At 42.4% G+C, this 12,673-nt stretch carries 12 protein-coding genes; 3 read left to right on the top strand and 9 right to left on the bottom strand.

What is annotated here, in order from left to right; translation table 11 throughout:
* Positions 1 to 14: 14 nt before the first annotated feature.
* The 5 genes from LH29_RS16425 to LH29_RS16405 form a co-directional block, all read right to left on the bottom strand.
* Positions 15 to 755 carry a rhomboid family intramembrane serine protease gene (locus tag LH29_RS16425; protein ID WP_232302856.1) on the bottom strand — a complete coding sequence of 247 codons (741 nt, stop codon included), beginning with the start codon at positions 753 to 755 and terminating at the stop codon, positions 15 to 17.
* A 133-nt stretch (positions 756 to 888) separates the two neighbouring features.
* Positions 889 to 2,784 carry a DNA mismatch repair endonuclease MutL gene (mutL, locus tag LH29_RS16420; protein WP_045031761.1) on the bottom strand — a complete coding sequence of 632 codons (1,896 nt, stop codon included), beginning with the start codon at positions 2,782 to 2,784 and terminating at the stop codon, positions 889 to 891.
* A 39-nt stretch (positions 2,785 to 2,823) separates the two neighbouring features.
* On the bottom strand, positions 2,824 to 3,132 hold the full coding sequence (locus LH29_RS23970) for a hypothetical protein (RefSeq protein ID WP_052671023.1): 309 nt from the start codon (positions 3,130 to 3,132) through the stop codon (positions 2,824 to 2,826).
* A 67-nt stretch (positions 3,133 to 3,199) separates the two neighbouring features.
* Complete coding sequence (locus LH29_RS16410) at positions 3,200 to 4,348, bottom strand: iron-containing alcohol dehydrogenase (protein WP_045031759.1); 1,149 nt, start codon at positions 4,346 to 4,348, stop codon at positions 3,200 to 3,202.
* A gap of 10 nt (positions 4,349 to 4,358) precedes the next feature.
* A complete protein-coding gene (locus LH29_RS16405) occupies positions 4,359 to 4,667 on the bottom strand; it encodes a putative quinol monooxygenase (RefSeq protein WP_045031757.1) in 309 nt (102 codons plus the stop codon).
* A 143-nt stretch (positions 4,668 to 4,810) separates the two neighbouring features.
* On the opposite strand from LH29_RS16405, the gene LH29_RS16400 reads away from it, so the two are divergent.
* From LH29_RS16400 to LH29_RS16390, 3 genes are read left to right on the top strand one after another with little or no spacing between them, the layout of a single operon-like run.
* On the top strand, positions 4,811 to 5,392 hold the full coding sequence (locus LH29_RS16400) for an RNA polymerase sigma factor (protein WP_045031756.1): 582 nt from the start codon (positions 4,811 to 4,813) through the stop codon (positions 5,390 to 5,392).
* Positions 5,343 to 5,876, top strand: coding sequence for a hypothetical protein (locus LH29_RS16395; RefSeq protein ID WP_045031754.1), 534 nt, complete (start codon positions 5,343 to 5,345; stop codon positions 5,874 to 5,876). The genes LH29_RS16400 and LH29_RS16395 overlap by 50 nt, the downstream gene beginning before the upstream one ends.
* The gene (locus LH29_RS16390; protein ID WP_045031753.1) at positions 5,854 to 7,143 is read left to right on the top strand and encodes a hypothetical protein; all 1,290 of its coding nucleotides are present in this window, start codon (positions 5,854 to 5,856) and stop codon (positions 7,141 to 7,143) included. Before LH29_RS16395 ends, LH29_RS16390 begins: the two co-directional genes overlap by 23 nt.
* Before the next feature lie 72 nt (positions 7,144 to 7,215).
* Here LH29_RS16390 and LH29_RS16385 read toward each other — a convergent pair whose 3' ends face one another.
* The 4 genes from LH29_RS16385 to era all read right to left on the bottom strand — a co-directional run bounded on the left by LH29_RS16385 (position 7,216) and on the right by era (position 12,477).
* A complete protein-coding gene (locus LH29_RS16385; RefSeq protein WP_045031751.1) occupies positions 7,216 to 8,739 on the bottom strand; it encodes a carbon-nitrogen hydrolase family protein in 1,524 nt (507 codons plus the stop codon).
* A gap of 125 nt (positions 8,740 to 8,864) precedes the next feature.
* Positions 8,865 to 9,929, bottom strand: coding sequence for a magnesium/cobalt transporter CorA (corA, locus tag LH29_RS16380; protein WP_045031750.1), 1,065 nt, complete (start codon positions 9,927 to 9,929; stop codon positions 8,865 to 8,867).
* 223 nt (positions 9,930 to 10,152) lie between these two features.
* The gene (gene der / locus LH29_RS16375) at positions 10,153 to 11,463 is read right to left on the bottom strand and encodes a ribosome biogenesis GTPase Der (RefSeq protein WP_045031748.1); all 1,311 of its coding nucleotides are present in this window, start codon (positions 11,461 to 11,463) and stop codon (positions 10,153 to 10,155) included.
* A 129-nt stretch (positions 11,464 to 11,592) separates the two neighbouring features.
* The gene (gene era, locus LH29_RS16370; RefSeq protein ID WP_045031746.1) at positions 11,593 to 12,477 is read right to left on the bottom strand and encodes a GTPase Era; all 885 of its coding nucleotides are present in this window, start codon (positions 12,475 to 12,477) and stop codon (positions 11,593 to 11,595) included.
* Between the last annotated feature and the right edge of the window lie 196 nt (positions 12,478 to 12,673).

Here is a 12,673-nt window from a genome sequence, read left to right as displayed (position 1 = left end):
TTCCAGCTTGTTTTTTAGTAAAAACGATTCGAGTTCTTGTTCCAGTATTTAATCATAAAATAACCAAATAACATTCCGCCAAGGTGCGCAAAGTGAGCTACACTTCCCTGAATTCCGGAAACGCCAAAGAACAATTCCAATGCACCGTAACCAATTACAAAATACTTGGCTTTAATGGGTATTGGCGGAAACAGCAACATCAACTCGGTATTCGGGAACAACATACCAAAACCTAATAATATTCCGAAAACCGCCCCCGAGGCACCAACTGTTGGTGTATTCAAAATAGCATTTAGCTTCCCTGCCAGCGGATCGCTGAAGTTTTTTCCTTCGATCCAAATCTGGTAGCCTACTTCTTTTACGTAAGCAATCTGGTCGGGAGACATTTTCCCGATCAGCGACTGGTATTCGAAATAAGTTACCACCATATGCAACACCGCAGCGCCAATTCCGGTAACCAGGTAAAAGGTAAGAAATCGCTTTGGCCCCCATACACCTTCGAGCACGCGCCCAAACATATACAGGGCAAACATATTGAAAAAAATATGCCCGATACCTTGCGAGCTGTGCATAAACATATAGGTAAAAAACTGGTGAAGTTTAAATTTTTCCGACAGCGGAAAGTGCAAACCCAAAATCGGATACAAATCGGTTCCGGTTTGTTTTAACACTATTGTTATCAGGAAAAACACAACGTTGGCAAGAATCAGGTTCTTTACCACCGGCGGCATATTTAACATCGGACGGTATCTCATAATTATAAAGTTGGAAGACCGAAACAAACTTTCTTTCCCAAATCAACGATCTTCAGTTGCTTATTGTTTTAATGATCAGGCAAGATACAATGACCACGCCAAAAATTAAAGTGCTCAAATTAACGACAATCTGTCATTTTGAGAAACTTTTTTCGATATCATCTGTCGAAATAATGGTCAACACTTTTTTCCCGTCGGGCGAAAAATTGGGTGTTGCACAGGCAAATAAATTATCAATCAGGTGGTCCACCTCTTCCTGTTTCAGGTCGGTGCCATAATCCATTGCCGAAGCTTTTGCCAGCGACGCAGCAATTTGTTCTTTCGCTTTTGCACGCGCATCAACCGGCGAGGTTTTGTATTCTTCAAGCAATTTTTCAAGGATCAACTCCGGTGATGAAATATCTAAAACACCCGGCGTTCCGTTTATAATAAATGTGTCTTTTCCAAACTCCCGAATATCAAATCCCAACGACAACAGGTCTTCCAAAATCGATTTCAGCAAAGCCGAATCGGCCGGATTGAGTTCGATGGTTTGCGGAAACAACAGTTGCTGGCTGGCCACCGAATCCGTTTTTAGCACCTCCATAAATTTTTCGTACAGGATGCGTTCGTGTGCGCGTTTCTGGTCGATAACCATTAATCCTGATTTTACCGGCGTTAACACATAACGTTGCTTGAGCTGCAAAACTTTTTTACCGCTGAATTGCCCCGGAGCGGTGGCATACAGGTCATCTGCCTGAATGGCACTTTCCCGGTATTCAGGTTCGGGTTTTAATTTCAGTTGTGCCCCCTGGTAAAGATCTTCCCAGTTATCCAGCTTTTTCTTTTCTCTTCCCGAACCCGGCGAAGAGCTTCGTCCCTGCCCTGCAGAATCCTTTTCGAACGGCGAGTAGCCACGTTCGGCAAACTGCTTTTCGTTGTCAAAAGGATTGTAATCGGGATTTATCTGAATCTCCGGGAAACGCACTCCCTCACCATCCTTCTTCGGAACAGGAATATCAATGCTTCCGCTTTGGTCGAAATCGATTGACGGCACTACATTGTGTTTGCCCAACGACTCGCGTATCGACGCATGGATGATCGGCCATATATCGCGTTCGTTTTCAAATTTTATCTCGGTTTTTGTTGGATGCACATTGATGTCGATCGCTTCCGGATCGAGCTCCAGAAACAGAAAATATGACGGATACGTGTCGGGCGGCAACAACTTTTCATAGGCCTGCGTTATGGCCTTATGAAAATACGGATGACGCATAAAACGTCCGTTCACAAAAAAGAATTGCTCGCCCAGTGTTTTACGGGCATATTTTGGCTGCCCTATGTAACCGAACACTTTTACAATGCTGGTATCTTCATCTACATTTATCAGGCTTTGGTTCAGAGACCTCCCAAACACATCCACCAAACGTTTCCGGTAGTTGGCCGGTGGCAGATCATAAACCGGTGAGCCATTGTGGATCAGCGACAATTTGATGTCGGGATTGGGCAGTGCTACCCGTTGAATTTCCCAGATAATATGTTTTAATTCGGTTGAATTTGCTTTCAGAAATTTGCGACGCGCAGGCACATTAAAAAACAGGTTTTTAATCATAAAATTGGTGCCGTTATTGCATCCTGCGGGTTCCTGTGTTTTTACTTCGGAACCGATAATATGAATAAAAGTACCTACCTCATCGTCGGCTTTTTTGGTACGCAGTTCCACATCGGCAATAGCGGCAATCGATGCCAGCGCCTCACCACGGAAACCCATAGTGCGAATGGCAAACAAATCGTTGGCCGAACGAATTTTTGAAGTAGCATGACGCTCGAAAGCCATCCTTGCATCGGTTGGCGACATTCCGCTTCCGTTGTCTGAAATCTGAACAAGGGTCTTTCCTGCGTCTTTTATATTAATGGTAATTTCAGTTGCGCCCGCATCAAGAGCATTTTCCACAAGCTCTTTTACAACCGATGCAGGTCGCTGAATAACTTCTCCGGCAGCAATCTGATTGGCTACTGCATCGGGTAATAACTGAATAATATCGCTCAAGATTAAATCTTTAGAAATTTGTACTACGAGGTTCGTTTTCTAGGCAAAAAAGTCGGAAAAGAAGAAAAGATAAAGTACCAGGGCAAGCACGATAACAATCCACACCAGACGGCGGTTTTGTGCTCTCCGGGCCGATTCGGATGACCGGGCCCAGCCATCTCCCGTTCGAAACTGACCTTTAATGTTCGGACGATACGGACGATTGCTGTCCTTTTTTTCATCAACAATCCCCAACTCTTCCTTAATCCGGCGTTCCCGCTCGTCTCTCTCGTCCTTGTCGGGATCCCAAAAACGTGGGGTTATACTAAACTTTTTTGTTCCCGGTGTATGAAAAAAATTGCCAATCATTGCGTTCTGTTTATTGTACAAAGATAACTTTTATTCTACAAAAATTGTTCCGCTAGCGGATTGTCATTTACAACGACCGCTCTAAAATGCGAAACAACTGCTCATCTGTCAGTTCTACGGGATTACCTTTCATACTGCTTGCAACTTTTGCTTTTTCAACCAGTACCGGAAAATCTTCTTTTGTCAATCCGAATTCCGATAACGACGGAATTTGCAATTCGGCTACCAATTCCGCTGCCCAAATAGCTGCATCGTTCGACATGGCCTTTTCGTTTCCGGTAAGGATTTTTGCCAGCTCATCAAATTTCGAACTATCGAGTTTATTTTCTCTCAACGCCTGAATATTCTCTTCAATTACTGCCGACATCAGGCAGGCACAAACGGCTCCGTGCGGAATAGGAAACATCCCTCCCATTGGCCCGGCAAAACCATGCACCGCACCCAGTTTTACATTGGCCAGTGCCATTCCTCCCAAAAGGCTGGCCATGGCCATATCTTCGCGAGCCTCTTTATCGCTGCCGTCTTTATATGCTTTTCGCAAGGATCGTGAGATTCGTGTCAATCCCTCGCGGCAAAGCATATCAATGAAAGGATTGGCCTGGTTCGACACAAAGGTTTCGAGCAAATGCGTTAAGGCATCAACGCCCGTGCTGGCGGTTAATGCCGGTGGCATCGACCATGTTAATACCGGATCAACCACCGCAATATCAGGGTACATGTAATTGCTTCGCAAACTTACCTTCACATTATTTTCGGGCGATTTTATTACCGAGTTTTTGGTTACCTCAGCACCGGTCCCGGCCGTTGTTGGGATGGCAATACATGGCAAAGGCTTTTCTGTCAGTGGTTTTCCCTGCCCAATTACTTCAAGGTAATCAAACAATTCGCCTTTGTTGGTTGCCATTGCAGCAATTGCTTTTGCACTGTCGATAACACTTCCTCCGCCAAAACCCACAATTACATCACTTGCATGTTGGCGCGCCAGCTGAACACCGCCCTCAATTAAACCAGTGGTTGGTTCGCCAGGCACATTAAAAATTACTGTGTCGGTTCCCGGGCTGAATTTCGCCATTAATTCTTTGGCTCGCGACGAATTTTTCCCCGTTACCAAAACAACTTTCTTCCCAAAACCGGCAACAAGGTTGGAGACTTTCTCCAGCGAATGATTTCCAAAAATGATTTGCCCCGCTGTTGCAAATGAAAAATTAACTGCCATATTTTTTGTCTTAATCCCAGCCTTCTTCGTCGGGATGTACATTATAAAATTTTAGTGCCGATCGTGGCTCAGCCATCATATCGGCAACGGTGTCGCGCCACTTTTGGTAGTGCGCTGTATCTTTGTGTTTTGCCGGATCATCGGCCGTGCGATACACCTCCACTAATACAAAACGCGTAGGGTCGTCTTGTTGTTCTACAAAATCAAAACGGGCAATTCCCGGTTCATTAATACTGTTTTTTGCATTCTCGATGGTGGCCGCTTTAAACGCGTCGATACAATCTTCTTTTACATGAACAAATACGTGAACGATAAACATTTTGTAAGATTTTTATTGGTTCTCCTACAAATGTGAAAAATATTTTTGTACCATTCCAACCTTTTCAGAATATCTTCGTCTTAAAGGCAGAGATCGGGATTTAAATCTGATGAAAACGGTCTGGCAGCATTAAGAAAAACAATTTGGAAATACACCACAACGATAACGAGCTTAGCTTGATCAGGCTTTGTAAAAAGGGCGATGCGAAAGCCCAGTACAGACTCTACAAACTTTATTGCAAGGGAATGTTCAATGTTGCCATTCGTTTGACAAATGATAAAAGTCTGGCGGAAGATGTGCTCCAGGATGCCTTTGTAAAAGCTTTCACGGAGATTGACAAGTTACAGAACGAAAAGGCATTTGGAGGCTGGCTAAAACGAATTGTAATTAACCGAAGTATTGATGTTACGCGAAAAGAAAAAACGTTTTATGCTGAAGTTGAAAGTCTGGGTAACAATGAGCTGGAAATAGCAGTTGAAATTGACAGCGAATTTAGCCCGGAAAGGATTCACCATTATATAAAACAACTGCCGGATGGTGCCCGCGAAATACTGGTACTTCGTGCTTTGGAAGGCTACAAACATGCTGAAATAGGAGAAAAACTTGGTATTTCGGAGTCGACAGCAAAAACACAGTTTTTCAGGGCGAAACAATTACTCGAAAAAATGATTCAAGATGAAACAAGAACTGGAAAAATATTTGAAAGAGCAACGGCTAAAGCTTGATGTGGAAGAATCCGAACCCGACATTGTTTGGGAAGGGATACGCAACCAGCTTCACCAAAACAAAAAGCAAAACCTGCCCCAATGGTTTTGGAAAGTTGCGGCTATATTTCTGTTTGTTGTTTCGGCCACTTATTTTGTGGTGAACGAAACTTCTGATAAACAGATGGTAATTGTTCAGCTGTCGGATATTTCAGAAGAATTAGGCAACAAGGAAGCCTCTCTTCAAAAGGTGGTAAATGCCAAATGGGAAATGGTGGAGCAAGAATTACCGGAAAATAATTCCGAGATTCAGTTCTTACTCAACGAGTTGAAAAGCCTCGACCAAATTTATGCCACCTACCAAAAAGATCTCAACAATACCATCGATAACGAGCCGGTGATACACGTTCTGCTCGATTATTACGAGAAAAAAATCAAAGTATTAAACCGAATTCTACTGGAAATAGAAAAACAAGAAAATCATGAAAAAACAATTACACTTTAAATTAATTACAGTTGCTATCCTTTTAATGAGCAGCCATTTTGTTTGGGCTCAAAGCTACGAGGCCTCAAAAAAGTTAAATAAGTCGGCTGGAGTGCCGGCCGATGTAAGCATCAATTTATCGAACCACGCAGCCGACATAAAAATTAATACGACCAACGATAAAACGGTGAGTATCAGCACCGAAATAAAAGTGGATGCCCGTAGCCGGGAAGATGCTGTAAAGCTGATGGCCGCCATTGAAGCATTCGAATTCGACCTGAAAGGAAACCGGATGAACATTGATACGCGTTTTTACAAAAGCATGAACTCGATTAACGGCCGCAGTACCATCACCCTTTTGAATGGCGATAAGGTTAAAATTAAAGATTTTGAGATCAGGCATGAAATGAGCATCCCGAAATCGGCCAGTCTGAATCTTGAAAACAAGTACAGTTCGGTTTCTATTGGTGAAATTGAAGGAGAAAATAAACTGAACCTTTACAACAGCGAACTTCGTGCTGAAGGTTTTCAATCAACTGTTGAGCTGGAAGCAAAATACTCGAAATTGCACGTGGAGAAATTCAACGACGAAGCCACCTTTAACCTGTACGATACGGATATTGAGTTTAAAACGGCTGGCAATATTACCATCGAGAGTAAATACTCGAAAATTGAAGGAATCAAAGCCGGAAATTTGAAGATTAATTCGTACGACGACAAAGTGCTTATCGATGGCTTTAACAACCTGAAAATGGAGGCCAAATATACCGACCTTGTTTCAGCAGCTGAGATCGACAAGCTCTCACTCGACTTATACGACTGCAACCTGAAAATACAATCGGCAAAATCAGCAGAGTTTACAGGGAAATATTCCGACCTGGAATTGGGTAAAGTAAAAACACTAACCATTCCGGAATCGTACGACAACAATATTTATCTCGACAAAACCATCTCAATCGACATTGCCCAAAGCAAATACAGCAAATACGAAATTGAGTCGACGACGAAACTCTCGATTATAAGCTATGATGATGACATTGATATCGACCAGCTAAATGCCGATTTTGAAGGCATTTCGTTTGACGGAAAATACGGCAAACTGATCATAAATGCAGGTGCGGTACCATTTAAAATTGATGCACAGATGAAATACGGGAAAGTTGATTTTCCCCAATCGCTGTCGCCAACCCGCCACATTGAAAAAAGCGGCGAACTTGAATTACTTGCAGGCGATAAAGGAAACACAATTATGATAAGAGGTTACGACAACACAGTTGCTATAGACTAGTCTCACCAATAAAAAAAGATTCGATAAAGCCAGGACAAAACCTTCCTTATCGAATCTTTTTTTGGCTAAAAACTAAACCTTCTTTTTCAGCTGGAACAAATCCAGCCTACGGTCTTTCAGGTTTCTAACGCTACCAAACTGATTTAGTTCGCGCAACAGACCGATATCCACATCGGCAATCAAAATCATTTCGGTATTTGGCGTAGCTTCTGCTTTTATTCCATTTACGGGGAAGGCAAAATCGCAGGGCGTAAATACCATCGATTGCGCATACTGAATATCCATATTATGCACTTTCGGCAAGTTGCCAACACTTCCGGCAATAGCCACGTAACATTCGTTTTCGATGGCACGTGCCTGCGAGCAGTTTCGCACGCGCGAAAAACCATTTTGCGTGTCGGTTAAAAAGGGAACAAACAAAATATCCACTCCTTCATCTGCCAGTAAACGGCTCAATTCCGGGAACTCCGAATCGTAGCAAATCAACACCCCGATCTTCCCACAATCGGTATCCAGCGCTTTTAAGGCATGCCCTCCCTGCATGCCCCAAATTTTTACCTCATCGGGTGTTACGTGTAGTTTTTCGTAGCGCTCGGTACTTCCGTCGCGGCGACACAGGTAACCCGCATTATACAACTTGTCGTCCACCAGCTCGGGCATACTGCCGGTAATTATATTGATGTTGTAACTAATGGCCAGCTCCGAAAACTTTGCGGTAATAGCATCGGTGTGTTTAGCCAGGTCGCGAATGGCTTCCGGCTCGGTTAAATGGTTATTTTCGGCCATTAACGGTGCATTAAAAAACTCGGGGAACAGGGCAAAATCGCAACGGTAACCCGAAACGGCATCGATAAAAAACTCTGCCTGAAGCATCAGGTCTTCCAGCGTTTTATAAGGCCGCATTTGCCATTGCACCAAACCTAAACGAACCACTGTTTTTGTAATCTCCGGCTTTTTACGTGGTTTCTCGTAATAAATATTATCCCACTCCAGCAACACGGCATATTCATTCGAGTCGGTGTCGCCTTCCAAATAACCTTTTATAATTTTTGCCGGGTGAAAATCGTTCGATATCTGAAAGTTCAGCACCGGATCGTGAATCTCTTTTGTACGCACTTTTTGGATGTACTCTTTTGGCGACAGCTCATCCTGGTACAGGTGATAATTCGGAATCCGTCCGCCAAATGCAATTCCTTTTAAATTAAGCCGTTCGCACAACTCTTTACGGTAATCGTACAAGCGGCGCCCCAGGCGCAATCCGCGAAATTCAGGTTTAATAAAAATATCAATCCCGTATAACATATCGCCATCCGGCGAGTGCGTATCAAACTTATAATTCCCGGTAATTTCTTTGTAGGTGTGGTTATCTTCAAACTTGTCGTAGTCAACCACAATGGCAAGCGCGCAACCGGCAATCTGACCGTTCACTTTCAGTACTACCTGCCCCTCGGGGAAACGATCGATAAGCGATTTTATATGGTGTTCTTTCCAGTAGGCATCGGGCATGCTGGTGTACACCTCAATCATTGCCTCTTTGAGTTCCTGGTAATCATCGAATTTTAAATACTCCAGTTCTATATTGTCAATGTCCTGCATATTTGTTTTCTATTGGTTAAACTTTATCTGTCTTCCTCTTAAAATACAATTTCTTGCAGATTTCGAAGAATAACACTGATTAAAAATTTAATTTTGGCTATACGTGCAAATGGCGTGAAACTTATTTACAACCACTTTTTTCGTTTGAAATAAATCAGTAATCCACCTCCCAGAATTAAAATAATTATCCAGAAAACCAGATAACCATACTTAAATTTGAGCTCGGGGATATATTCGAAGTTCATTCCGTAAATGCCGGCAATAAAGGTTAGCGGAATAAATATCGAAGCAAAGATGGTAAGGGTTTTCATCACCTCGTTCATCCGGTTGCTCATGTTCGAATTGTAGATATTCAGCTGATCAGAGGTCATGTTATTGTACATTTCTACAGCTTCTGTACATTGAACAAGCAAATCACTCAGGTCTTTCAGATAAGCAATATTCTTTTTCTGAAAAAAAGTATCTTCAGTTCTTAACAACGAAGTCATAAACTCGCGCATGGGACGAACTGCTTTCCGAATGTAATTTAGTTCGGTTTTAAACTGGTAAATCTCCTCCACTAATTTGGAGTCCATTTGCTTAAAAAGCCGTTCTTCAATATCTTCCACCTGTCGACCAATATTTTCAATCAGAATCGAATAATTATCCACCAACGCGTCCGTTAACGCATAGGCCAGGTAATCGTTTCCCCTTGCCCTGATTCTTCCCTTACTTTTACGAATACGTTCGCGAACCACTTCAAAAACATCAGCCTTTCTTTCCTGCAGGGTTAACACATAATTCTCGCCAAGAACAAGTGTAATCTGCTCGGCATGTATTCGTTTTGAACCTTCCTCCGTATGAAGAATTTTCATGATGAAAGCATCGTAACTTTCACCATTTTCATACTTCGGCGACTGGTCGGTATTCAACATATCTTCGAGTAAAAGCGATGGAAGTTTAAATTCCACACCAAGCTGTTTGATCGTTTCCAGATCGTGCAAACCATAAATATTGATCCAGTTCACCTGTTCGGCCTGTAATTTTTCTCTTACTTCATCAAATGAACCTACAGTTTCTTCCAGTAAATCAGCCTCATTGTACCGTATCAATTGAACGATCGGTTTATCCATTTTCTGCCGGCCGATAAGTACCAAAGAGCCTGGAACCATGCCTTTTGCCTTCGAGCGATCTTTTAAAAAACGTGCCATATTTTAAGTTTATGCTTTGGGATCTAAAAATTCTGAGCTAACCAATCCCAAAGAATTTTAGCCAATTTAATAAATTAATTGCTCTTTATCGCAAGCAGTTTCTCATCTGCGCACTAAAATTTTTCGGCACTAAAACACAAAAAAAAATTCCATCTGCAAATCATGCAAATGGAATTTTTCAACTTCTAACTTCGGCCTTCCGACTTCGAACTTCAAGCTCCTTCTATTTCTGTCTGAAATAAATTTGTACAGGAACGCCGGTAAAATTGAAGTTATCGCGCAACTGGTTTTCCAGATAACGTTTATATGGCTCTTTTATATACTGTGGCAAGTTGGCAAAAAAAGCAAAGGTAGGCGTTGGCGATGGCAACTGCGTACAATACTTAATTTTTATGTACTTGCCTTTTATCGATGGTGGTCCGTAGTTTTCAATCGCTTCAAGCATCACTTCGTTCAGTTCCGAGGTTTTAATGCGTTGCTTGCGATTTTCGTGCACCTCCATTGCCAATTCCAGGGCTTTATGTACCCGTTGTTTTGTAAGGGCCGAAATAAAAACAATGGGCACATCGGTGAAAGGAGCCATTCGGTTATGAATTTCCTCGGTTATCTTTTTGGTTGTCATGGTATCTTTATCAATCAAATCCCATTTATTCACCAAGATAACCACACCTTTTTTGTTTTTTAATATCAGGTTCAGGATGTTCATGTCTTGTGCTTCCACACCGCGTGTTGCATCAATAAGCAACAAACAAACATCTGAATTTTCGATGGTACGCACCGAGCGTAAAACGGAGTAAAACTCCAGGTCTTCGCTAACTTTTCCCTTTTTGCGCAGTCCGGCTGTGTCAACGATCATAAAATCGTGGCCAAACTTATTGTACCGGGTATGTATTGAATCGCGGGTTGTGCCAGCTACGTCGGTTACAATGTTACGGTCTTCGCCAATCAAAGCATTTATAAACGACGATTTACCCACATTAGGGCGCCCAACCACAGAAATATGTGGCAATTCGTGTTCTTCTTCCAACGATTCTCTATTCGGGAATTTGGCAACCAGGGCATCCAGCATATCGCCGGTTCCACTTCCGGTCATCGACGAAATACAATGAATTTCGCCTAATCCCAATCCGTAGAATTCCTGTGCATCTAAAATCCGGTTGTTGTTGTCGACCTTGTTTACTACCAGGATAACCTCCTTTTTACTGCGTCGTAAAATATTGGCGATGGCATCATCCAGGTCGGTAATTCCCAGTTCCACATCAACTACAAACATTATCACATCGGCCTCATCAATGGCCAAATGCACTTGTTTGTTGATCTCTGCTTCAAAAATATCTTCCGAATTTACCACGTAACCACCGGTGTCGATCACCGAATATTCAACACCAATCCACTCGCCTTTTCCGTAATTACGGTCGCGGGTAACGCCGGCTGTTTCGTCAACAATGGCTTTACGCTGTTCAATCAAACGATTAAACAACGTTGATTTTCCTACATTCGGGCGTCCTACTATAGCTACTATTCTGCTGCTCATTTTTTGTTCCTTTTTGTTAAGGGCTAAAGCCCATGTTTACCGGAGGTTTTTATCGCCTCCGACTTGAAAGTCGGGACAAAGGATAGCTCTTTTAACACTTCCTACTCCGGTCTACCGTCTTCTGACTTTTTAAAATTTATCGTATCCAAATTGTTTCAACTGACCGTCTTTCTCGCGCCAGTCTTTGGCTACTTTCACATACAACTCCAGAAAAATTTTCTTATCGAAAAACTCTTCTGCATCAGTTCGTGCTTCTGTTCCCACACGTTTTATACTTTTTCCCTGATGGCCGATAATAATTCCTTTCTGGCTTTCGCGCGAAACATAAATTACCGTACGGATATTGATAATCTTCTCCTCTTCTTTAAACTCTTCAACCTCAACTTCAACCGAATAAGGAATTTCTTTTTGGTAATGCAGAAGAATTTTCTCGCGAATAATTTCCTGCATAAAAAAGCGCTCGTTACGGTCGGTTAATTGATCTTTCGAGAAAAAGGCCGGACCTTCGGGCAAGTGCTCCAATATACGATCGAAAATAGGTTCGATATTAAATCTTTCGAGTGCCGAAATCGGAAAAACATCTGCTCCCGGAAAAGTGTTCGACCAGTGGTCGTAAAGTTTTAATACCTCTTCCTGGTTCGACAGATCGATCTTGTTTAGCAACACGATAACCGGCATGTTCGACTTACGTACTTTCTCGATGTACTCCGGATTTTTGTCTACCTTTTCTTTCACGTCGGTAACAAAAAGAATCACGTCGGCATCGATTAAAGCCGTATCAACAAACCTCATCATCGATTCCTGAAGCTTATAACTGGGCTTCAGAATACCGGGAGTATCGGAATAAACAATCTGGAAATCTTCGCCACTTACAATGCCTTTTATGCGGTGGCGTGTGGTTTGCATCTTTTGGGTGATGATAGACAGTTTTTCGCCTACCAGTGCATTCATAATTGTTGATTTACCCACATTCGGGTTGCCAACAATGTTCACAAATCCTGCTTTATGTGCCATTATTTCAAACTATTAGGTGTTCCTTCCCTTTCGGGATTTCTCTGTTATTTTTTAAAAATCGGCACAAAGATAATCGAATTCAACAAATTGCGCTCGCAACGGCATAATATTTTGATTTTCAATGCAAAAGTTTCACACAGGCGCTCGTATCCACAATCGCAATTCCTTTGATTTCAGGCTGATTTTTCGTAACTTA

This window comes from Draconibacterium sediminis (assembly GCF_000949475.1).
Classification (GTDB): Bacteria; Bacteroidota; Bacteroidia; order Bacteroidales; family Prolixibacteraceae; genus Draconibacterium; species Draconibacterium sediminis.
The sequence above is the reverse complement of the archived record's forward strand: the minus strand, read 5'-3'. Positions and strand labels throughout refer to the sequence as shown.

Excerpts from the sequence above, each read along its gene's own strand:
- LH29_RS16425 (WP_232302856.1), bottom strand. The coding sequence starts at position 755 with ATGAGATACCGTCCGATGTTAAATATGCCGCCGGTGGTAAAGAACCTG.
- LH29_RS23970 (WP_052671023.1), bottom strand. The coding sequence starts at position 3,132 with ATGATTGGCAATTTTTTTCATACACCGGGAACAAAAAAGTTTAGTATA.
- LH29_RS16410 (WP_045031759.1), bottom strand. The coding sequence starts at position 4,348 with ATGGCAGTTAATTTTTCATTTGCAACAGCGGGGCAAATCATTTTTGGA.
- LH29_RS16405 (WP_045031757.1), bottom strand. The coding sequence starts at position 4,667 with ATGTTTATCGTTCACGTATTTGTTCATGTAAAAGAAGATTGTATCGAC.
- LH29_RS16395 (WP_045031754.1), top strand. The coding sequence starts at position 5,343 with ATGAAACAAGAACTGGAAAAATATTTGAAAGAGCAACGGCTAAAGCTT.
- LH29_RS16390 (WP_045031753.1), top strand. The coding sequence starts at position 5,854 with ATGAAAAAACAATTACACTTTAAATTAATTACAGTTGCTATCCTTTTA.
- LH29_RS16385 (WP_045031751.1), bottom strand. The coding sequence starts at position 8,739 with ATGCAGGACATTGACAATATAGAACTGGAGTATTTAAAATTCGATGAT.
- corA (WP_045031750.1), bottom strand. The coding sequence starts at position 9,929 with ATGGCACGTTTTTTAAAAGATCGCTCGAAGGCAAAAGGCATGGTTCCA.
- der (WP_045031748.1), bottom strand. The coding sequence starts at position 11,463 with ATGAGCAGCAGAATAGTAGCTATAGTAGGACGCCCGAATGTAGGAAAA.
- era (WP_045031746.1), bottom strand. The coding sequence starts at position 12,477 with ATGGCACATAAAGCAGGATTTGTGAACATTGTTGGCAACCCGAATGTG.